The 21634-nt window shown below is 67.7% G+C and carries 20 protein-coding genes; 13 read left to right on the forward strand and 7 right to left on the reverse strand.

The features are described from left to right. Positions 1-53 precede the first annotated feature (53 nt). Both AWC03_RS00190 and dnaE read left to right on the forward strand, forming a co-directional pair. Complete coding sequence (locus AWC03_RS00190; protein WP_085238510.1) at positions 54-485, forward strand: type II toxin-antitoxin system Rv0910 family toxin; 432 nt, start codon at positions 54-56, stop codon at positions 483-485. A gap of 65 nt (positions 486-550) precedes the next feature. Beyond that, a complete protein-coding gene (dnaE, locus tag AWC03_RS00195; protein ID WP_085238511.1) occupies positions 551-4117 on the forward strand; it encodes a DNA polymerase III subunit alpha in 3567 nt (1188 codons plus the stop codon). A gap of 110 nt (positions 4118-4227) precedes the next feature. Here dnaE and AWC03_RS00200 read toward each other — a convergent pair whose 3' ends face one another. The 5 genes from AWC03_RS00200 to AWC03_RS00220 all read right to left on the reverse strand — a co-directional run bounded on the left by AWC03_RS00200 (position 4228) and on the right by AWC03_RS00220 (position 7682). Further along, entirely contained in the window at positions 4228-4590 is a 363-nt protein-coding gene (locus tag AWC03_RS00200) for a thiocyanate hydrolase (protein WP_085238512.1), read from the reverse strand. A gap of 10 nt (positions 4591-4600) precedes the next feature. Then, a complete protein-coding gene (gene scnC / locus AWC03_RS00205; RefSeq protein WP_085238513.1) occupies positions 4601-5317 on the reverse strand; it encodes a thiocyanate hydrolase subunit gamma in 717 nt (238 codons plus the stop codon). A 36-nt stretch (positions 5318-5353) separates the two neighbouring features. Continuing rightward, positions 5354-6160, reverse strand: a complete 807-nt coding sequence (locus AWC03_RS00210; protein WP_085238514.1) for an SH3-like domain-containing protein — start codon at positions 6158-6160, stop codon at positions 5354-5356. A gap of 149 nt (positions 6161-6309) precedes the next feature. Continuing rightward, positions 6310-7239: an MBL fold metallo-hydrolase gene (locus AWC03_RS00215; RefSeq protein WP_085238515.1), complete on the reverse strand. Its 930-nt coding sequence runs from the start codon at positions 7237-7239 to the stop codon at positions 6310-6312. After that, complete coding sequence (locus AWC03_RS00220; RefSeq protein ID WP_085238516.1) at positions 7236-7682, reverse strand: PPOX class F420-dependent oxidoreductase; 447 nt, start codon at positions 7680-7682, stop codon at positions 7236-7238. The genes AWC03_RS00215 and AWC03_RS00220 overlap by 4 nt, the downstream gene beginning before the upstream one ends. Before the next feature lie 54 nt (positions 7683-7736). Between AWC03_RS00220 and AWC03_RS00225 the strand changes: the two genes are divergently transcribed. From AWC03_RS00225 to AWC03_RS00255, 7 genes are all read left to right on the forward strand, one after another. Continuing rightward, positions 7737-8117, forward strand: a complete 381-nt coding sequence (locus AWC03_RS00225) for a helix-turn-helix domain-containing protein (RefSeq protein WP_085238517.1) — start codon at positions 7737-7739, stop codon at positions 8115-8117. A gap of 14 nt (positions 8118-8131) precedes the next feature. Beyond that, positions 8132-8611, forward strand: a complete 480-nt coding sequence (locus tag AWC03_RS00230) for a VOC family protein (RefSeq protein WP_085238518.1) — start codon at positions 8132-8134, stop codon at positions 8609-8611. Positions 8612-8651: 40 nt separating this feature from the next. Beyond that, the gene (gene fadD11, locus AWC03_RS00235; RefSeq protein WP_085238519.1) at positions 8652-10478 is read left to right on the forward strand and encodes a fatty acid--CoA ligase FadD11; all 1827 of its coding nucleotides are present in this window, start codon (positions 8652-8654) and stop codon (positions 10476-10478) included. Further along, positions 10475-12367 carry a lysophospholipid acyltransferase gene (locus tag AWC03_RS00240; protein WP_085238520.1) on the forward strand — a complete coding sequence of 631 codons (1893 nt, stop codon included), beginning with the start codon at positions 10475-10477 and terminating at the stop codon, positions 12365-12367. The genes fadD11 and AWC03_RS00240 overlap by 4 nt, the downstream gene beginning before the upstream one ends. A 154-nt stretch (positions 12368-12521) precedes the next feature. Next, positions 12522-13268: an MBL fold metallo-hydrolase gene (locus AWC03_RS00245; protein WP_244275270.1), complete on the forward strand. Its 747-nt coding sequence runs from the start codon at positions 12522-12524 to the stop codon at positions 13266-13268. 45 nt (positions 13269-13313) lie between these two features. Continuing rightward, positions 13314-13832 carry a phenolic acid decarboxylase gene (locus tag AWC03_RS00250; RefSeq protein ID WP_085238522.1) on the forward strand — a complete coding sequence of 173 codons (519 nt, stop codon included), beginning with the start codon at positions 13314-13316 and terminating at the stop codon, positions 13830-13832. Between the two features lie 168 nt (positions 13833-14000). Further along, complete coding sequence (locus tag AWC03_RS00255; RefSeq protein WP_085238683.1) at positions 14001-14564, forward strand: arsinothricin resistance N-acetyltransferase ArsN1 family B; 564 nt, start codon at positions 14001-14003, stop codon at positions 14562-14564. 489 nt (positions 14565-15053) lie between these two features. On the opposite strand, the gene AWC03_RS00260 is transcribed toward AWC03_RS00255, so the two are convergent. Beyond that, positions 15054-16448 carry a hypothetical protein gene (locus AWC03_RS00260; RefSeq protein ID WP_142278281.1) on the reverse strand — a complete coding sequence of 465 codons (1395 nt, stop codon included), beginning with the start codon at positions 16446-16448 and terminating at the stop codon, positions 15054-15056. A 309-nt stretch (positions 16449-16757) separates the two neighbouring features. Here AWC03_RS00260 and AWC03_RS00265 point away from each other — a divergent pair, with 309 nt between their 5' ends. From AWC03_RS00265 to AWC03_RS00275, 3 genes are read left to right on the forward strand one after another with little or no spacing between them, the layout of a single operon-like run. After that, on the forward strand, positions 16758-17195 hold the full coding sequence (locus tag AWC03_RS00265) for a nitroreductase family deazaflavin-dependent oxidoreductase (protein ID WP_085238524.1): 438 nt from the start codon (positions 16758-16760) through the stop codon (positions 17193-17195). A 38-nt stretch (positions 17196-17233) separates the two neighbouring features. Further along, a complete protein-coding gene (gene ilvA / locus AWC03_RS00270) occupies positions 17234-18529 on the forward strand; it encodes a threonine ammonia-lyase (protein ID WP_085238525.1) in 1296 nt (431 codons plus the stop codon). A 17-nt stretch (positions 18530-18546) separates the two neighbouring features. Next, positions 18547-19464, forward strand: a complete 918-nt coding sequence (locus AWC03_RS00275) for a phosphatase PAP2 family protein (RefSeq protein ID WP_085238526.1) — start codon at positions 18547-18549, stop codon at positions 19462-19464. A 12-nt stretch (positions 19465-19476) separates the two neighbouring features. On the opposite strand, the gene AWC03_RS00280 is transcribed toward AWC03_RS00275, so the two are convergent. After that, positions 19477-20139: a pyridoxamine 5'-phosphate oxidase family protein gene (locus AWC03_RS00280; RefSeq protein ID WP_085238527.1), complete on the reverse strand. Its 663-nt coding sequence runs from the start codon at positions 20137-20139 to the stop codon at positions 19477-19479. 35 nt (positions 20140-20174) lie between these two features. Between AWC03_RS00280 and AWC03_RS00285 the strand changes: the two genes are divergently transcribed. Further along, positions 20175-21503, forward strand: a complete 1329-nt coding sequence (locus AWC03_RS00285) for an aminotransferase class I/II-fold pyridoxal phosphate-dependent enzyme (RefSeq protein WP_085238528.1) — start codon at positions 20175-20177, stop codon at positions 21501-21503. Positions 21504-21634 lie beyond the last annotated feature (131 nt).

The raw sequence follows: 21634 nt of genomic DNA on the forward strand, positions 1-21634 counted from the left end.
TGCACACCGAGAGCCCTCACCGCACGGGTGGCCCCTCGCGCTAGGCTCCGGTCATGGCCGCTGTTGACCTGACCGCCGACGTACCGATGAGCCCGCAGGACATGTGGGACCACGTCTCCGATCTGTCGGACCTGGGCGACTGGCTGGTGATGCACGAGGGCTGGCGCAGCGACCTGCCCGAGGAGCTCGGCGAGGGTGCCCAAGTCGTGGGCGTCGCCCGGGCCAAGGGCTTCCGCAACCGGGTGACGTGGACGGTGACCACGTGGGACCCGCCGCGCCAGGTGGCGCTGTCGGGGTCCGGCAAGGGCGGCGCCAAGTACGCGGTGACGCTCACCGTGCGGGCCGCCGAAGAGGGGTCGACGCTGGGCCTGCGCCTCGAGCTGGGCGGGCGCCCGCTGTTCGGCCCGGTGGGCGCGGCGGCGGCCCGGGCCGTCAAGGGGGATGTGCAGAAGTCGCTGGAGCAGTTCGTCGAGTTGTACGGATAAAAACCAAACACACTTGCGCGACACGCCGAGGATGCGTCGGTAGTCGGTCATAGACTGGCGTCCCTATGACAGGTTCGATTCCTCCTCACGCAAGCGTTCGTCGCGAGTCGTCGTTCGTGCACCTGCATAACCACACCGAGTATTCGATGCTGGACGGGGCTGCGAAGATCACGCCGATGCTGGCCGAGGTGGAGCGGCTGGGAATGCCCGCCGTCGGGATGACCGACCACGGAAACATGTTCGGCGCCAGCGAGTTCTACAACGCGGCGGCCAAAGCGGGGATCAAGCCGATCATCGGGGTCGAGGCGTACATCGCACCCGGCTCGCGCTTCGACACCCGGCGCATCCAATGGGGTGACCCCGGCCAGAAGTCCGACGACGTCTCGGGCAGCGGTTCCTACACGCACCTGACCATGGTCGCCGAGAACGCCACCGGCCTGCGCAACCTGTTCAAGCTGTCGTCGTTGGCCTCCTTCGAGGGCCAGCTCGGCAAGTGGTCGCGGATGGACGCCGAGCTCATCGCCGAGCACGCCGAGGGCATCATCGCCACCACGGGCTGCCCGTCGGGCGAGGTACAGACCCGTCTGCGGCTCGGGCACGACCGCGAGGCGCTGGAGTCGGCCGCCAAGTGGCGCGAGATCTTCGGCGCCGACAACTACTTCCTCGAGCTGATGGACCACGGGCTGTCCATCGAGCAGCGGGTCCGCGAGGGGCTGCTCGAGATCGGACGCAAGCTCGGCATCCCGCCCCTGGCCACCAACGACTGCCACTACGTCACCCGCGACGCCGCCCACAACCACGAGGCGCTGTTGTGCGTGCAGACCGGCAAGACGCTGTCGGACCCGAACCGGTTCAAGTTCGACGGCGACGGCTACTACCTCAAGTCCGCCGCCGAGATGCGCCAGATCTGGGACGCCGAGGTGCCCGGCGCCTGCGACTCGACCCTGTTGATCGCCGAGCGGGTGCAGCCCTACGACGACGTGTGGGCGCCGCGCGACCGGATGCCGATCTTCCCGGTGCCCGAGGGACACGACCAGGCGTCCTGGCTGCACCACGAGGTGATGGCCGGGCTGCGGCGGCGTTTCCCGTCGGGCGTCGGCCAGGACTACATCGACCGGGCCGAGTACGAGATCAAGGTCATCTGCGACAAGGGCTTCCCGTCGTACTTCCTGATCGTCGCGGACCTGATCAACTACGCGCGGTCGGTCGACATCCGGGTGGGGCCCGGGCGTGGTTCGGCGGCGGGATCGCTGGTGGCCTACGCGCTGGGCATCACCAACATCGACCCGATCCCGCACGGGCTGCTCTTCGAGCGCTTCCTCAACCCCGAGCGTCCGTCTGCCCCCGACATCGACATCGACTTCGACGACCGTCGTCGCGGTGAGATGGTGCGCTACGCCGCCGACAAGTGGGGCTCCGACCGCGTCGCCCAGGTCATCACCTTCGGCACCATCAAAACCAAGGCGGCGCTGAAGGATTCGGCGCGTATCCACTACGGCCAACCCGGCTTTGCCATCGCCGACCGGATCACCAAGGCGCTGCCGCCGCCGATCATGGCCAAGGACATCCCGCTGTCGGGCATCACCGACCCGGCGCACGAGCGGTACAAGGAGGCCGCCGAGGTGCGCGGCCTGATCGAGACCGACCCCGACGTCCGCACCATCTACCAGACCGCGCGCGGCCTGGAGGGCCTGATCCGCAACGCCGGTGTGCACGCCTGCGCGGTGATCATGAGCAGCGAGCCGCTCACCGAGGCCATCCCGCTGTGGAAGCGGCCGCAGGACGGCGCCATCATCACCGGCTGGGACTATCCGTCGTGTGAGGCCATCGGCCTGTTGAAGATGGACTTCCTGGGCCTGCGCAACCTGACGATCATCGGCGACGCGCTGGAAAACATCAAGGCCAACAGGGGGATCGACCTCGACCTGGAATCGGTGCCGCTCGACGACAAGCCCACCTATGAGCTGCTGGGCCGCGGCGACACCCTGGGCGTGTTCCAGCTCGACGGCGGGCCGATGCGCGACCTGCTGCGCCGCATGCAGCCGACCGAGTTCAACGACATCGTCGCCGTGCTCGCGCTGTACCGCCCCGGCCCGATGGGCATGAACGCCCACAACGACTACGCCGACCGCAAGAACAACCGTCAGGCGATCAAGCCGATCCACCCCGAGCTCGAGGAGCCGCTGCGCGAAATCCTCTCGGAGACCTACGGTCTGATCGTCTATCAAGAGCAGATCATGTTCATCGCCCAGAAGGTCGCCTCCTACACGATGGGCAAGGCCGACGCGCTGCGCAAGGCGATGGGCAAGAAGAAGCTCGAGGTGCTCGAGGCCGAGTACAAGGGCTTCTACGAGGGCATGACCACCAACGGCTTCTCGGAGAAGGCCGTCAAAGCGTTGTGGGACACCATCCTTCCGTTCGCCGGGTATGCGTTCAACAAGTCGCACGCCGCGGGCTACGGTCTGGTCTCCTATTGGACGGCCTACCTGAAGGCCAACTACCCGGCCGAATACATGGCCGGCCTGTTGACCTCGGTGGGCGACGACAAGGACAAGGCCGCGGTCTACCTGGCCGACTGCCGCAAGCTGGGCATCACCGTGCTGCCGCCGGACGTCAACGAATCCCTGGTGAACTTCGCGTCGGTCGGCCAGGACATCCGGTTCGGGCTGGGCGCGGTGCGCAACGTCGGCGCCAACGTGGTCGGGTCGCTGATCAAGACCCGCAACGAGAAGGGGAAGTTCACCGACTTCTCGGACTACCTGAACAAGATCGACATCTCGGCCTGCAACAAGAAGGTCACCGAGTCGCTGATCAAGGCGGGCGCGTTCGACTCGCTGAACCACGCCCGCAAGGGCCTGTTCCTGGTGCACACCGACGCCGTCGACTCGGTGCTGGGCACCAAAAAGGCCGAGGCGATGGGGCAATTCGACCTCTTCGGCGGCGATGACGGGTGCACCGAGGCGGTGTTCACCATCAAGGTGCCCGAAGACGAGTGGGAGGACAAGCACAAGCTGGCCCTGGAGCGGGAGATGCTGGGCCTGTACGTGTCGGGGCACCCGCTCAACGGCGTGGCGCACCTGCTGGCGGCGCAGGTGGACACCCAGATCCCGGCCATCCTCGACGGCGACGTCCCCAACGACACCCAGGTTCGGGTGGGCGGCATCCTGGCGTCGGTCAACCGGCGGGTCAACAAGAACGGAATGCCCTGGGCCTCAGCCCAACTGGAAGACCTCACCGGTGGCATCGAGGTGATGTTCTTCCCGCACGCCTATTCCACCTACGGCGCCGACATCGCCGACGACGCGGTGGTGCTGATCAACGCCAAGGTCGCCATTCGCGACGACCGGATCAGCCTCATCGCCAACGACCTTGTGGTGCCGGACTTTTCCAACGCCCAGCCGAACCGGCCGATCGCGGTCAGCCTGCCCACCCGGCAGTGCACCGTCGACAAGGTCAGCGCGCTCAAGCAGGTGCTGGCGCGTCACCCCGGCACCGCGCAGGTGCATCTGCGGCTGATCAGCGGGGACCGCATCACCACCCTGGAGCTGGACGCCTCGCTGCGGGTGACGCCCTCGCCGGCGCTGATGGGTGACCTCAAGGAGCTGCTCGGCCCGGGGTGCCTCGGCAGCTAGCCTGGCGCGGCCTGGCCCCTTCGCCGGAGCCGAGTGTGAAGCTGGTTTCACACTCGCGGCCGAGCGTGAAACCAGCTTCACACTCGCGGGCTGGCCGTCACCCCCGAACGTCAGGCGTCGCCGGCCTGCAACCGCGCACGGACGGCATCTATGCGTTGGGCCAGCGCCGCCTCGTCGAGGACATTGCGGGCAATGAGGGAGTGCGCCAGCGCGACGAGCTGGCTCTCCGGATACGGCAGGGCTGCGTACACCCCTTCGCCGAGGCGATCCTCGTCGCTCCGACGCATCAAGAGTTCCAGTGCCGTTCCCTGCCTGTCGAGGGCTTCACACATCCCGTCGAGGCTGGACTTCCAGGGCGGCACCGGATTGCTCACGCCGTACTTCTCCGCCATCCGTGCCCACACCTGGTCGCGTTCGGCGACCTGCTCCAGCGTCGGCACTCGGACGGCGGTGACGTCGATCTCGGCGGGCATCGGTAGGTCTTCAATAGTTCTCGGCGGGGCGGACCGCGGGGTGCACGGGGCGTTCGATGTCAGAGGTCACACCCGGCCGGGGAAGGGCAACGCCGATCATGCAGTCGCGCGTCACGATCTCGGCGAGTTGCTCCTCGCTCCACCCGTCGGTTCCTGCCGGCCGGAGCGGCAGGACGAGGAACCTGTGTTTGGAATTCGAGTCTTCGACCCGGATTTCGACTTCCTCGGGGAGATACAGGCCGAACTCGGCGAGGACCTGGCGGGGCCATCGCACGATGCGGCGTCGGTAGTTCGGCGTCCGGTACCACTCGGGGGAGTTCCCCAGCAGCGGACGTGGATAGCACGAGCACAGCGTGCACACGATCACGTGGTGCAGCGTTTCGGTGTCTTCGAGTATGTGCAGTGCGGTGAAGTCGCTGGGTGTGCCGAAGCCGGTCGGATGGAGCCAGTCGATGCCCACCTCGCGGCTGGCGGCGATGCCATCCTGCAGCGCCAGCCGTTTGAAGTCCGGGTCCACCCAGGCCTTCGCAACGAGCCGGGCGCCCGGCGCCGGCCCCATCTGCTCGACGAACTCGGTGTAGCGCCGATGGTCCTCGGCGGTGAACAGCCCCTTCTCGATTGCCAGCTCGCGCAGGGCGATTTCCAGCACTTCGAAGTCGGTGACCTCCTCGACCATCGGTGCCGCGTGGCGTTCAGGTTCGTGGGCCGCCTCGGTGTGCTCAGTCATCTCGCCATCCTGGTTGGTGATAAGTGGCGGCTCGGGCTAGGAAGCCGGTTGCAGCCACCGTTCCGATATCTCCGCCTGCAGTGTGTCGTTCGGGGGGCCCGCGTAGGGCGTCCACAGGTCGGTCATCTTGAAGCGAACGATGTAGAACCACTCCGGCCGCTGATCTTCGCGGTCGAACGCCTCGTCTTCGGAGGCCAGGCTCTCGTACGAAACCCGGACGACCGTGCCCGGCTTGCCCCGCAGGTATTCCTGGGTGCGGGTGTAGAAGATGGTGGGCAGGTCCCGCACCACCACCGCGTCGCCGACCGCGAATCGCGCGTCACCGGCGAGGCCGTCGAAGCACTGCGGGTCGCCCTTGCCCACCGCCTCGACGTGATGGCGGTTCCTGGGCACCGCCGCCGCGTCGCCGACGGTGCGAGGCTCAGGTTCCAACGGGGTCGCGCCGGCCGCCGCGCGCCCGCGTACTTCGGCCGCCCGGTCGATCAGTTCACCGAGGGTGATGTGGCGCTTGTCGACGAGGCACCGGGCAACCGCCAAAACCCAACGGCCGTAGTAGGGGAAGCCCTGATAGAGCATCCGTCCGACATCGACGTTGCCGAGCCGTCTGCGCTCCTCCGATGTCCAGATGCCTCGCCAGCCGAGAACCTCACATGTGACAAACGTGTTGAGTTCCCACTGCTCTTCCTCTTTCTCCTCGAAGACCGCCGGGGCGTCCGGCTCGCCGCCCACGTCGTGGGGCGTCTTCATGAAGGCGCGGAAGCGATCGTGATGGATCTCGTCCGGGTAAGCCCAGTCCTGCAACCGGTGAAAGGCGACGCGCAGTTGGCTGACCAAGTCGCCCATGACAGAATTCGCCACGATCGCTACCTCAAAGTAGAAGCGAGAGTGCATAACCCAAAGACAACCGTAACACCGCTCGAGTCATCTGCGTTCGGCAAATCTTGTGCCCGGCCGATCCCGAATCTGCGGCCGGCCGCACCCTCGGCGGGCGGCTACGCGGACAGCCCGAGCGCCGCCTGGTGGTCGTGGGTGGGGATGATCGTCACCGCATGCCGCGCCAGGTGCAGTCGCTGCAGTGTCCGGAAGGCTTCGTCACGATCCTCGTCCACCAGAACACCTGGGTAGCTCGACTTTTGGCGAACCTTCTCGATCTGCAACGCGTGCCAGGCGGCGTCGCCGGCGATCAAGACCCACCCGCGGCCCGTGTGGGCGAGTACCCCGACGCTGCCCGGAGTGTGTCCGGCGAGGTCGACGAGAAGCACGGAGTCGTCGCCGAACACATCGTGGCTGCGGGTGAAGGTGAGCACCGGCGGCCCGTCGAGCTCGTAGTCGACGACGGGCCGGCCGCGCAGTGAATCGCGAACACCGCCGACTGGCGCCACCGGACCGGAACCGATCCAGTCCCGCTCGGTGCGGTGCAGATGGACGGGCAGATCCGGCAGGTCCAGCAGACCCGACACGTGGTCCCAGTGCGCGTGAGTCGGCAGCGCGAAGTCCAACGCCGGCGTCTCGGGCAGCCGGTTCAGGGCCGTGATGGTGGGAATGGTGTCGGCGGGAGGGCGGACCGCGACCCGCAGCACCGCGGGTAGTTGGGCGATCGCGCGGTGCCCGACGTCACGGCACACGGCCGGGTCGACGATGAAGGTGGCTTGCGGGTGGCTGACGACGAACGAGGTCATCGCGTTCTCGCCGCGGGCCGGCGCGAACGTGCCCTCGACGATCGCCGCGGTCGGGACCGAGCGCGGCACCTGGGGCAGCGCGGTCACCGTGACGGTGCGCCGGGGCGTCGGTAACCCCGCGTCGGTGACGCTGCCGAGGAACCTTTTGTCGGGCTGCCTCGGGCGTACCGCGCCCCACACCAATCCGGTTGCCGCGGCGCAGCATTGGCGCAGGGTGGGGGAGTGGACCGGGTCGGGCGTCATGGCATGTCCACCCGGACGATGACGCTGTCGGGCCACACGCCGCGGTCGCGCGCGTGGGCCAGCTTCTCGCGCACGCACAGGTCTTGGTGGACGTTGGTGACACCCGGGACCTTGATCAACGGCACGATGTTCCACTGCCAGCCATACCGGGTGCGCAGGACGCGGTTGGCCCGCTCGGCCTCGGCGCCGGAAAGGATTGTGGCGCGGCCCGCCACCGCCGGGGCGCCCGGCCGAACCCGCCCGCGATAGTCGCACGCGGTGAGCTCGACGCCGGGGTGTGCGGTCAGCCGCCTGGTCTTCGGCCCCACCTTGGTGCGGAACACCAGCGCGTCGCCGTCCAGCCCGAACCAGACCGGGGTGTCGACCGGCGTGCCGTCGCGGCGGAACGACCGCAGCAGCGCGTAGCGCGCCGCACGCAGCCCGTCGAGTGAATGTGTGTGCATCGCCCCAGTCAACGACTTAGAGTTGGCTCTAAGTCAAGCGCCGAAGGAGGCCCGATGCTGACGATCGGCGAGGTGGCGCGCCGGGCCGGGGTGGCGGCGACCACGTTGCGGTACTACGAACAGATCGGGCTGGTGCCGCCGCCGGGACGGCGGGGCGGTCAGCGCCGCTACGACGACTCGGTGCTGGCCCGGCTCGAGGTGATCCGGCTCTGCAAGTCGGCCGGCTTCGCGCTGGAGGAGATCCAGCTGCTGTTCGCCGATGACGCGCCGGGTCGTCCGGCCAGCCGTGCGCTGGCCGAGGCCAAGCTCGCCGAGATCGATGCGCAGATGGAGTCGCTGGCCCGGGCGCGCGCCGTCATCGAGTGGGGGATGCGCTGCACGTGTCCGTCGATCGACTCGTGCACGTGTGGAATTCATACCGCTGTGCCCGCCTGAGCAAAGGAGCTTCCATGAGCCGGCCACCCACCATCGCCGTGCAGAACTTCTCCCACGTGTGCATCGGCGTCTCCGACATCGAGGCCGCCCTGGCCTTCTACACCGCGGTGCTGGGCATGGACGTCGTGTTCGACGTCGAACTCGAGGGGGCCGGCCTGGATTCGGTGACCGGCGGGGCGGCGCAGCGAGGCCGCATGGTCGGGGGCCTGATCGGCGCCGCCATGGTCGAGCTGCTGTCGTTGGGACAGGTGCCCGAATGCCCGAGCGGGCCGCACCTGGGGTACACCAACGTCTCGTTCCGGGTCGACGACCTCGACGCCACCTTCGACGCCGTCCGGCGCGAGCACCCCGACGTGCGGGCCGAACCGCCCGTCGATATCGGCGGCGTGCGCATGTTCTTCATCTACGACCCCGACGGCACCCCCATCGAACTACTGGAACTGCCCGCCGGTATCTCGAGCACGCTGCAGCTGTGGCGCCCCGATACCGCGTGATGTGTTCCGCGCCACAACCCGCGCACGTACGCTCACACACATGACGACAGCCGAGCGTCCGGTCACCTTGTGCGAGGCGTTCCAGCGCAGCGCGTCGATCGAGCCGGATGCCGTCGCGCTGCGGACCCCCGGTGACACGGCGACGCTGACGTGGAGCGAGCTTGCCGTGCAGGTGGAGAAGGTCACCGCCGGCCTGGCCGGCCTGGGGGTCGGCCGGGGTGACACGGTGTCGCTGATGATGGCCAACAGGATCGAGTTCTACCCCTTCGAGATCGCCGCCCAACACCTGGGCGCCACTTCGTTTTCGGTGTACAACACGCTGCCCGCCGAGCAGTTGACCTACCTGTTCGACAACGCCGGCACCAAGGTCGCGATCTGCGAGGAGCAGTACGTCGACCGCATCCGTGCCAGCGGCGCACCCATCGAGCACATCGTCTGCATCGACGGTTCGCCGCCCGGCACCATCTCGGTCGACGACGTGTATGCCGCCGCCCCGCCCGATTTCGACTTCGAGGCGACCTGGCGGGCCGTGCAGCCCGACGACGTCGTCACGCTCATCTACACCTCGGGGACCACCGGAAACCCCAAGGGCGTGGAGATGACCCACGAGCATCTGCTGTTCGAGGCCTATGCGCTCAACAGCGTCCTGCCGTCCGAGTTCGGTGACCGGGTCACGTCTTATCTGCCGACGGCACACATCGCCGACCGGGTGATGGGGTTGTACGGCCTGGAGGTGTTCGGCGCCCAGGTTACGGTCGTCTCCGACGTCCGCGCCATCGCCGCCGCCCTGCCCGACGTGCGGCCCACGGTGTGGGGCGGGGTGCCCCGCGTGTGGGAAAAACTCAAGGCCGGAATCGAATTCGCCGTCAGCACCGAAACGGACGAGGTCAAGCACCAGGCCCTGCAGTGGGCGATGTCGGTGGCCGGCAAGCGGGCCGCCACCCTGTTGGCCGGTGACGCGGAGTCCGCCGAGTTGTCCGCCGAATGGGCCCAGGCCGACGAGCTGGTCCTGTCCAAGCTGCGCGAGCGGCTCGGCTTCGGGGAACTGCGGTGGGCGGTGTCGGGTGCGGCCCCGATCCCCAGGGAGACGCTGGCCTTCTTCCTCGGGATCGGCATTCCGATTGCCGAAGTGTGGGGAATGTCGGAACTGAGCTGCGTCGCCTCGGTGAGCCATCCCCGCGACGCGCGCCTGGGCACCGTCGGCAAGCTGCTCCCCGGGATGGAGGGCAGGGTCGCCGACGACGGCGAATTCCTGGTCCGCGGTCCTCTGGTGATGAGGGGCTACCGCAAGGAACCCGCCAAGACCGCCGGGGCCATCGACGCCGACGGGTGGCTGCACACCGGAGACATCATCGAGGTCGACGACCAGGGGTACCTCAGGATCATCGACCGCAAGAAGGAGTTGATCATCAACGCCGCCGGAAAGAACATGTCGCCGGCCAACATCGAGAACACCGTGCTGGCCGCGTGCCCGATGGTGGGGGTGATGATCACGATCGGCGACGGGCGACCGTACAACGCCGCGCTGATGGTCTTCGATGCCGAATCGGTCGGTCCCTACGCGGCCCAGCTGGGACTGGCCGACACCTCGCCGGCCGCCCTGGCGGCGCACCCGGAGGTCATCGCCCGGATCGCCGCGGGTGTGGCCGAGGGCAACGCCAAACTCTCACGGGTGGAACAGATCAAGCGCTTCCGGGTATTGCCGTCACTCTGGGAGCCGGGGGGAGACGAGATCACGTTGACCATGAAACTCAAGCGCAAGCCCATCATGGCGAAGTACGCCAGCGAGATCGAGGAACTCTACGCGCCCGAGTTGCACCCGGACGTGCACGAGCCTTCGGCGGCCGCGACGGTGCAGCCGGCATGAGCCGGGGACCGGGGGCGACGGCCCGTGAGTTCGGCCGGGTGGGGGCGCGAAAGCTGCTGCAGCGCACCGGCATTGTCGAGGAGTCGACGACACCGCTGACGACCGACCCGGTGGAGGTTGTCCAGCTGCTCGCCGCCCCCTGGTACGACGAGCGGCTGAGCGCGCTGGCCGACGAGCTCGGGCGCGACCTGCCCGGCGTGCGCGCCGAGGCCGCGTCCTACCTGAGGGAGATGGCCCCCTCGCTGGACGAGCGGGCCGTGCGGGCCTGGCGCAGCTTCAGTTGCTGGCTGATGCGGGCCTACGACGTGCTGGTCGACGAGGATCAGATAGCGCAGCTGCGCAAGCTGGACCGCAAAGCGACGCTGGCCTTCGCCTTTTCGCATCGCTCCTATCTGGACGGCTTGCTGCTGCCGGAGGTGATCCAGGCCAACCGGCTCTCGCCCGCCCTCACCTTCGGCGGAGCCAATTTGAACTTCTTCCCGATGGGGGCGTGGGCCAAGCGCACCGGGACGATCTTCATCCGGCGCCAGACCAAGGACATCCCCGTCTACCGCTTCGTGTTGCGCGCCTACGCCGCGCAGCTGGTGCAAAACCACGCCAACCTCACCTGGTCGATCGAAGGGGGCCGCACCCGGACCGGCAAGCTGCGGCCCCCGGTATACGGGATCCTGCGCTACATCAGCGACGCCGTCGACGAAATCGACGGCCCCGAGGTGTATTTGGTGCCCACGTCGATCGTCTACGACCAGCTGCACGAGGTCGAGGCGATGACCACCGAGGCCTACGGAGCGACCAAGCGGCCCGAGGACTTCCGTTTCCTGGTCCGGTTGGCGCGCCAGCAGGGGGAGCGGCTGGGGCGCGCCTACCTGGACTTCGGCGAACCGCTCCCGCTGCGCAAGCGCCTCGAGGAGCTGCGTGCCGAGGAGACCGGAACGGGCACCGAGATCGAACGCATCGCGCTCGACGTCGAGCACCGGATCAACCGCGCGACCCCGGTCACCCCCACCGCGGTGGTGAGCCTCGCGCTGCTGGGTGCCGACCGTTCGTTGTCCATCAGCGAGGTGCTGGCCACCGTGCGGCCGCTGGCCAGCTACATCGCGGCGCGGAACTGGTCGGTGGCCGGCGCCGCCGACCTGACGAATCGCTCGACCATCCGCTGGACGCTGCACCAACTCGTCGCCTCCGGTGTGGTCAGCGTCTACGACGCCGGCACCGAACCGGTCTGGGGGATCGGGGCCGAGCAGCACCTGGTCGCCGCGTTCTACCGCAACACCGCCATCCACATCGTGGTCGATCGCGCCATCGCCGAGACGGCCCTGCTGGCCGCCATCGAAGAGGCCGAAAACTCCGTCGACGGCTTGGTTTTACCGGCGACCGTGCGCGACGAGGCGTTGAGCCTGCGGGAGTTGCTGAAATTCGAGTTCCTGTTCTCGGGGCGGGCGCAGTTCGAGAAAGAGCTCGCCGACGAGGTGCGCCTGATCGGGCGGGTGGAGGACACCAGCAAGGCGGCCAGCGCGGCCGACGTCCGCGGACTGCTGGAGAAGGCCGACCTGCTGCTGGCGCACCTCGTGCTGCGCCCGTTCCTGGACGCCTACCACATCGTCGCCGACCGGTTGGCCGCCTACGACGACGAATCCTTCGACGAGGACGCGTTTCTCACCGAGTGCCTCGAGGTCGGCAAGCAGTGGGAGCTGCAGCGCAGGATGGCCAGCGCCGAGTCCAGGTCGATGGAGCTGTTCAAGACCGCGCTGCGGCTGGCCCGGCACCGCGAACTGGTGGACGGCTTCGAGGACCTCGATATCGCGCGGCGACGCCGCGAGTTCGCCGACGAGATCGCCACGGCCGTGCGGCGGGTCAACGCCATCGCCGCGCTGGCCGGGGCGCGGTAAACCCCATCTCCCCAACGGACCCGCGCTGTCGTCAGCGCACGGGGGCGTCACGTCCCCAGGGGGCGGTGCTGCCCGCCGTCGGAATCGGGAGCCGTGCACAATTTGTGCCGCAGTCGCCTGGTCGCGGCGGCGTCGGGAGACATAGGGTCAATGGGTGGGCCTGGTAATCGATGCGATGCCCGAGCTTGGTGTCACCAGGATTTCGCGGTGGGTGTTCAACTGCTATGTCATCCACAACGAGGGAAACGCTATCGTTGTTGACGCCGGAATGCCCTCTGCCGCAGCTGATCTGGCGCCGATTCTGGACCGGCTCGGCGGACATGTCGGCGCGATCGTGGCCACCCACGGCCACAGTGATCACGTCGCCGGCGCCGCCGCGCTCGCGACGAAGTATGGGGCACCGATTCATCTGCCCGCGGTGACGATGCGGTATCTCGGGGGCGAGCGGCCGCGCACTCCCGGCGCGGCGCGGGTCGCCCGCATCTGGCCCACGCTGATCGACCAGCCGCTGGACGGGGTCGGGGTGGCGGGGCTGATTTCGGGTGCCCGCACTGCCGGCTATGGGACCGCTGCGGGTATGCGATGGTCCGGTCCAGCACCGGCCGGCCCGCTCGCCGACGCGGAATCGTTGCCCGGTGCCCCCGAATGGCGGATCCTGGCGACCGCGGGCCACACGGACGACAGCATCGCGTTCTGGAACCCGCTGAGCCGCAGCCTGATAGCGGGCGACGCCGTTCTGAGCGCGCGGGGGCGGGCATGGCACACGCCGGAAACGGTCGACGGCGCCGCCGCCGCGCGCACCCGCGAGCGTCTGGAGAAGCTCCCCGTCGCCCACCTGCTACCCGGGCACGGCCGGGTGGTGCACGCCGACACAACGGTGTGGGAGCACCAACGCCGTTGACGTCCCGCCTCGTCCAATCAACCGGCCACCGAACGGGAGCCCACCATGACCACCGTCGACAATCCCATTCCGCCGCAGGACTTGTCGGGGATCGTGGGGCACCGGTTCATCTACACCTACGCCAACGGCTGGCGCTACGAGATGTACGTGAAGAACGACCGCACCATCGACTATCGGATCCATTCCGGCCATGTCGGTGGCCGCTGGGTCAAGGGCCAGGAGGTGGACCTGGTGCAGCTCGACGACGACAGCTACAAGATCTCGTGGACCGAACCGACGGGCACGTCGGTGGCCGTCAACGTGATGCCCGGCAAGCGGCGACTCCATGGCGTGATCTTCTTTCCGCAATGGATTCGGCAGCACGGCGAACGCACGGTGTGCTTCCAGAACGATCATCTCGACGAGATGCGCGCCTACCGCGACGCCGGGCCGACCTACCCGATCTATGCCGTGCCCGAATTCGCCTACATCACGCTGTTCGAGCGTGTCGGCGCCGACGACGAATCGGTCATCGACGTAGCCCCCGGCGAGCTTCCACCGGGCTGGGCCGACCGCAGCAATTGACGCGGTCGGCGAGCGCGGCAGATGGCAGGTACGCACAGCAATGGAGGCGCGCATGTGGGGTCGGGTCCGAAGATCGAACGTGGTGGGCAATGGCCAACGCGCCATCATGAGCGGTGCTTCCGGGCCCGCCGAAGACGCCGACCGAGAACTGTTTCTCTCATGATCCGAATGGCGACGCCGGACGACGCCGGCGCTATCGCTGACATCTACGCGCCGTATGTGCGCGACACCGTGATCTCCTTCGAATCGGTGCCGCCAACCGTCGACGAGATGCGGTCGAGGCTGACCGCCACGCTGGGCCAGCTGCCCTGGCTGGTGGTCAGCGAGGGAGACGCGGTGCGGGGATTCGCCTACGCGAGCCCGCACGGCGAGCGGGCCGCCTACCGCTGGTCTGTGGACGTGTCCTTGTACGTGGCCAGGCCACTCCACCGGCAGGGCCACGGTCGGCGCGTCTACGCGGCATTGTTCAATCTGCTTGCCGCACAGGGATACGTGAACGCCTACGCCGCCATTGCGCTGCCCAATCCCGCAAGCGTGGGCCTACATGAGTCGATGGAGTTCGCGCGTGTCGGCGTGTTCGGCGGCGTGGGCTTCAAGAACGGAGAGTGGTGGGACGTCGGCTGGTGGCATCGCCCATTGACTGACCGGCCCGCGGAGCCTAGCGACCCGCGGCCATGGTCGGAGCTACCGGCTAGCGCAATTGAGGGTGCGCTGGCCGGTCACGCCGGGTAGAACTACAGTCCGTCGATAGCGCCCCGCAACCCTGTCCGCCGCCACGCCAGGCCGGGCGACTTGCCGGATCGCCCGACCACCAGGCCCGGATCCCCCTCCGGCGGTTCGTGGCGTCCCAGCTAGGGACGCATCGGTAGGCGATCTGGCCGTGCGCGCTGCCTGACGGGCCCGGCGCCCCCGGGATCCCCGGCATAGAGTTGGCGGTATGCCACTTTCAGGAGAATACGCGCCGAGTCCGTGGGATTGGGCCCGCATCGTGTGGGGGTGCGAAATATTGGGCGGATATCCGGAAGTAGCCGCCGATCCCGCAAAGGTGTCACGACGACTTCAACCGGTACGTACGGCGAAGGCCACGACCGCGCGGGCAACACAAAGGCAGTCAGGCACAGGTTGTACCGAAAAACGACCACGCAGAAAGTCCTGCTCCTTATGGGATTAGCCCGCTCGCAAACGAGCTATCCAAGGAGTCCGATTGACTTACCGTACAGTTCAAGCTTTTTTCAGCACATAATTCGAAATGTCAGCGGATCCGGTTGAGGTCCTCCACATGAACTCAAGCCGAATCGCATCTCCCGAAAGGCGATTTATGTAGAGGTCGCTGAAATACCTTCGGTCAGAACCAAATTGCTTCTCTACTTCGCACTCGGAGATGATGCCCGCGCTCTTTAGCGCCCTCCCGATGGCTGCGTTGATTGCAGTATCATTAGATGACGCAATCGCGGTCAGGTTGGTAAAGGCTGCGAGAGTATTCCCTTTCGGCTTTGCACCGCGCCGCCCAGTCCCGAGCGTGGCGCCCGATAGCAGCTTGGCTAGGGTTGAATCCTTAATGCGGTCAATCGCTTTCGGGTCCGTGCTCGTTGACATACCGCGCGCGGCCATGAGTTCTTTGAGGTTGTCGTCCGAGAAGGTGCGTGCTACGGCGAGGGCCGTGAAGACATCCAAGTACACGATCCTTGCGTCCAACACGGTCCCGAGGATTCCCAGCCGATCCGGAAACTGCTGCAGATCTGCCACGATGTTCGCGTTCGTGGATGTCATCATCCGATCTATGTCGGCATACGCGTCGCGTCCGCGCGTTACGGCGTTCACGGCACTCTCGGCGCTTGCGTCTGACACGACTACGGTCCAGACCCGCAGGGGTTCCTGAGGCAGCAATCCTTGGACGTGCTGCATGTTCCTCTGCAGTTCGATGCGAACTTTCCCGAGGTAGTGGCCGATGGTGTCACTTTCACGGGCAAGATCTTCGGCCCGACTGGAGCTAAGGCCTAGGTTGTAGAGCGAAGCACCTTGGTTGAGTGCTCCGACGGTCTGGTCCGCGATCCGCACAAAGTCATCCTTCGGCGGGCCGCCAAAGAGATGAAACTTTTCTCCGATGCCGAGAAGTGCGTTGGCGCCAATATTTGTTGCGACGCGTACGAGCAGGTCAAGCATGTCATCGGTGTTTATGGGCCAGACAAACAACGTGGTGTTTCCAGCCGAAGATCTCACATAGTTGTTGATGGCGTGGAGGTAAGCCTCGATCGATTCGGCTGCTACCTCGCCCAGGGCTTCTCGCCCCTCGATGATGGTGAGTCGCGGGCCAGTATTCCGGCCTAGTGTCTGGAGGCCTTGCACGAGGTCTTGCTGGCTGTCGATGGATGTGACGACCACGTCGCGGAAGAGATTGGCGGTTTTTGCGAATGTCGACTTCCCGGCTCCGGAGACGCCTTTTACCACCATCAAACCTCCCCGGCCAGCGGACTTGATCTCGAGGAAGCGTTGATCAAGCTCTCGAAGGCTGTGGTCGACCGGAGTAACGACGCTGCGAAGCGTTGACGCGTTCTCCATGGCTAGGGCTTCGAATCGATCAGGCACCCGAAGAACTTCTCGCTGGGCCGTTGTCACGCGAGCATTTTGACATGGTTATCTGACACGACGACGGTCGACGCGTTGGTCGGGTTAGGTAGAGGACTTGGGAGGTCGTTTCGGGGCATCGGACCTCATGGTTGATCGGTCTCAAGTCTCACGTTTGAGGTGCATGCCCCTAGATGCCCCCTGCTCCGGCTCCGATGGGCGTGGACTGAAGCGGCGCTTCAAGTTGAGTGGATCAAAGGTTTCGCTTGACGTGGGAAGGACAAACCCGCGTCGCTTTGAGGGTACAAACGGTTCACGCCCGCAAAGGGCTTGACCTGCAACGGGAGTAGAGTTTTCGGCATGCCACTTACCGGAGAGTATGAGCCGTCGCCTTGGGATTGGGCGCGGGAGCAGGCCGAGAAGTACGAGCAGTCGGGCGGGACCGAAGCCACCGACATGAAGGGGAAACCCATCATCGTGCTGACCACGGTCGGGGCCAAAACGGGCAAGCTTCGCAAGACGCCCCTGATGCGGGTCGAGCACGACGGCGAGTACGCGATCGTGGCCTCGCTCGGCGGCGCCCCGAAGCACCCCGTCTGGTACCACAACGTCGTCAAGAACCCCCGGGTCGAGCTGCAGGACGGTGCCGTCACCCGTGAGTACGACGCCCGTGAGGTGTTCGGCGACGAGAAGGCGGTCTGGTGGGAGCGCGCCGTGCAGGCCTGGCCGGACTACGCCGAATACCAGAAGAAGACCGACCGGCAAATCCCGGTGTTCGTGCTGACTCCGGTCGGCTGAATTCCGGAGTTGGCCGGCTGCCATGGCACCATTGATCAGTGTCCGCCCAACTGAGCCATCACCCGAGCGTCTCGCCGCTGTCCGCGGCTGACATCGACGGCGCGGCCAAGCGGATCGCCGCGGTGGTCACGCCGACGCCGCTGCAATTGAGCGACCGGCTGTCGGCCATCACGGGTGCGAACGTCTACCTGAAGCGCGAAGACCTGCAGGTGGTGCGCTCCTACAAGCTGCGCGGGGCCTACAACCTGCTGGTGCAGTTGTCCGACGAGGAGCTGGCCGCCGGCGTGGTGTGCTCGTCGGCGGGCAACCACGCCCAGGGCTTCGCCTACGCGTGCCGGATGCTGGGGGTGCACGGCCGCGTCTATGTGCCCGCCAAGACGCCGCAGCAAAAGCGGGACCGCATCCGTTACCACGGCGGGGACTCCATCGAACTGATCGTCGGTGGAACGACCTATGACCTGGCCGCCGAGGCCGCGCTGGCCGACGTCGAACGCACCGGCGCCACGCTGGTTCCGCCGTACGACGACCTGCGGACCATCGCGGGACAGGGGACCATCGCCGTCGAACTGCTGGATCAACTCGACAAGCTTGGTATCGGGGAGCCGGACCTGGTGGTGGTCCCGGTGGGCGGTGGCGGCTGCATCGCCGGCATCACCACCTACCTGGCAGAGCGGACGACGAACACCTCGGTGCTGGGCATCGAACCGGCCGGGGCAGCGGCGATGATGGCCGCGCTGGCCGCCGGCGAGCCGGTGACGCTGGACCACGTCGACCAGTTCGTCGACGGTGCCGCGGTGCGGCGCGCGGGCACGCTGACCTACGCCGCGCTGGCGGCCGCCGGCGACATGGTGTCGATCACCACGATCGACGAGGGGGCGGTGTGCACTGCGATGCTGGACCTCTATCAGAACGAGGGCATCATCGCCGAGCCCGCTGGCGCGCTGTCGGTCGCGGGGCTGCTGGAGGCCGACGTCGAGCCCGGCTCCACGGTGGTGTGCCTGATCTCGGGCGGCAACAACGACGTGTCCCGCTATGGCGAGGTGCTGGAGCGCTCGCTGGTCCACCTCGGCCTCAAGCACTACTTCTTGGTGGACTTCCCCCAGGAACCCGGTGCGCTGCGCCGGTTCCTCGACGAGGTGCTGGGGCCCGACGACGACATCACCTTGTTCGAGTACATCAAGCGCAACAACCGCGAGACCGGTGAGGCGCTGGTCGGTATCCAGCTGGGATCGTCGGCCGATCTCGATGGCCTGCTGGCGCGGATGCGGGCGACGGAGATGCACATCGAACGCCTCGAGCCGGGCTCACCGGCCTACCGCTACCTGCTGTTGTAAACCCCGGGCCGCGGTGCATGGACCAGCAGTATGGACCCGGTACTGGCGGTTTCAGCCTGGTCAGCGCCGGCACCATAGGTTCGCTCGTACTCCTCGCGTGTGCGGCGATTTGGGTTGCTCGGCACGGACCCCGGCTACGGAGGACCTGGCAGAGGTTGTTCGAGTTCGCCGCGATCGGCAAAACGCTGACGTGGGTGCACGACCGTATCGGAGACAGGGGGCGGTCGCTGGCCCGCCGGTGGCCCGCGAGCGAGATCGCTGGTGTCGCATTGCTTCTCGGGCTGGCCGTGGTGGTGGCGCTGGCGGTCGGCTTCACCGAAGTGCTCGACGACGTGCTCGAGGGCGACGGCATCGCGGGAATCGACCAACCGGTGACCCGGTGGCTCACGGCCCACCGTGATCTATGGCTGACCAACATTCTGCGGGCGGTCACTATCGCGGGCGGGCCCCTTTTCCTAGCTGCGCTCGCCTTCCCGGTTTCTGTTGCCGCCGGCTTCCGGTGCAGGTCATGGCGACCCGTGGTGCTTGCTCTGGTTGGTGGCGGTGCGGTTCCACTGCTGCTCTTCGCGGCCAAGGCCTTGGTAGGCCGAAAGCGTCCGCCGTTGCCGTTCGCCCTCATCGACGCGGACGGGTATTCGTTTCCCTCCGGGCACGCAACCGGCACCGCCGCGATCATGGTCATCTCTGCGTGGATGCTGACCCGCTGGCTGATCCCCTGGTGGACCGGGCGCGTGATGGTGTGGACGATCGCGGTCGGCGCGGCGTTGCTGATCGGGTTCTCGCGGGTCTACCTGGGAGTCCATTACGTCAGTGACGTGCTCTCCGGATGGATGCTGGGCACGGCGTGGGCCGGCACCGTCATGCTCGTCGGAACCTGGTGGGACAACACCGGGCTTGCACGCGACCGGGCGGGTGATCAACAACCGGCGGCCTGAGCGCCCCGCAGCTCAGGGTCGACGCTTCTGTAGATACCCCGGCACCGGCGTCGCGGGATCCAGATCGCCGACCGGGATCGGCGCCCCGGCCGTCAGGCTCAGCGGCACCACCCCCGCCCAGTGCGGCAGCGCGCAATCCTCCGGGTCGTCCACCGGCCCTCCAGTGCGCACCTTGGCCGACACCTCCACGAGGTCGAGCGCGAGAACGCCGGTGGCGGCCAGTTCGCGGGGGTTCGCGGCGCGGCAGTCAGCGGCGCGCCCGGGCGCGCCGTGATCGAGCAGGCCGGCGAGGGCCCGCCGCTTCTCCGCCGCCTCGTCGACCACGCGGGCATCGCCCAGTACCACCACCGAGCGGAAGTTCACCGAATGGTGCATGGCGGAGCGCGCCAGCACCAGCCCGTCGACCAGGGTGACGGTGACGCACACCGGCAGCCCCGACGGCGCGGCGCGGGCCGCGAGCAGGGGGCCGCCGCCCGTGGAGCCGTGCAGGTAGAGCGTCTCGCCGAGCCGGGCGTGCGTCGTCGGCAGCACCACCGGTCGGCCGGCGTTGAGATAACCCAGGTGGCAGATCAGCGACTCGTCCAGGATCTGGTGGACCGTCGCGCGGTCGTAGTGCATCCGCTCGCGGTAACGCGTGGGCGTGGTGCGCGGCGTCGGCTCGTATCCGGTCTGCATGGCCTTGACTTTCGTACTAGTACATAATGTTATGTGTGACAGTACAAAGGAGCATAACCGGGACGGGCGCGGAGTCCATAGCCGCCAGCATCGAAGAGGCGATCTCGGCGGGCTCCCTGGCGCCCGGTGAGGCGCTGCCACCCGTCCGTGAGCTGGCCGCCCGCCTCGGCGTGAACACCAACACCGCCGCCGCGGCCTACCGGCTGCTGCGTCATCGCGGGGCCGTCGAGACCGCGGGCCGGCGCGGCACCCGGGTGCGCCACCGCCCGGCGACCACGCCGCGATCCCTCCTGGCGCTCGACGTCCCCGCCGGGGTGCGCGACCTGTCGACCGGCAATCCGGACCCCGCCCTGCTGCCCCTCGCGGGCGCCACGCTGCCCGGACCCGTCGCGGGCCGCCCGGTGCTGTACGGGGAGCCGGCGATGTCGGCGGCATTGGTCGAGTTCTCCCGGGCGGCGCTGCGCGCCGATGGTGTGCCGGCCGAGCACCTCGCGGTGACCAGCGGCGCGCTCGACGGCATCGAGCGCGTCCTGACCGCGCACCTGCGTCCCGGCGACCGGGTCGCCGTCGAGGACCCTGGCTGGGCCAACCTCCTCGATTTGCTTGCCGCCCTGGGGCTTTCGGCCGAGCCCGTTGAGGTCGACGACAACGGGCCACTGCCCGCCAGCCTGGCGCGGGCGCTGGACCGCGGGGTGCGCGGGCTCATCATCACCAATCGCGCCCAAAACCCAACCGGGGCGGCACTGTCCGCGGACCGCGCCGACGCGCTGCGGCAACTGTTGGCGCACCGCGCCGGCGATCTGCTGCTCGTCGAAGACGATCACTGCGCCGGCATTTCCGGTGCGCCGTTGCATACCTTGGCCGGCGTGACCGAGCATTGGGCGTTCGTGCGGTCCGCGTCCAAGGCTTACGGCCCCGACCTGCGCGTGGCCGTCCTCGGCGGCGACCGCCGCACCATCGAGCGCGTGCACGGCCGCCTGCGGCTGGGGCCCGGCTGGGTGAGTCACCTGCTGCAGGACCTGGCCGTCAGCCTGTGGTCGGATCAGGCGGCCGCGCGGCTGGTCGCGGCGGCCGAGCGGCAATACGGCGAAACCCGACGGCGACTATGCGCCGCCCTGGCCGAGCGAGGCGTTGTGGCGCACGCGCGTTCCGGGCTCAACGTATGGGTCCCCGTGCCCGACGAGACCGTCGCGATCACCCGGCTGCTCGGTGCGGGCTGGGCGGCCGCCCCCGGCACTCGGTTTCGGATCGCCACCCCGCCGGGCATCCGCGTCACGGTCGCGGACCTGACGGCCGACGAGATCGACCCGCTGGCGGACGCGATCGCCGAGGCGGTGCACGGCGCGGGCCGGCCCAGCGTCTAGGGGAGCGTCAACGGCCTTCGCCGCGCACGGATCCCAGGCCCGGGCCCGTCCACAGCAGCTCCACGCTGGGCTCAGGCGGCGTCTCGCCGGGCGTGACGGGTGAAACCGGCGCCGGCCTCTTCTTCCTCAGC

This window comes from Mycobacterium europaeum (assembly GCF_002102155.1).
Classification (GTDB): domain Bacteria; phylum Actinomycetota; class Actinomycetes; order Mycobacteriales; family Mycobacteriaceae; genus Mycobacterium; species Mycobacterium europaeum.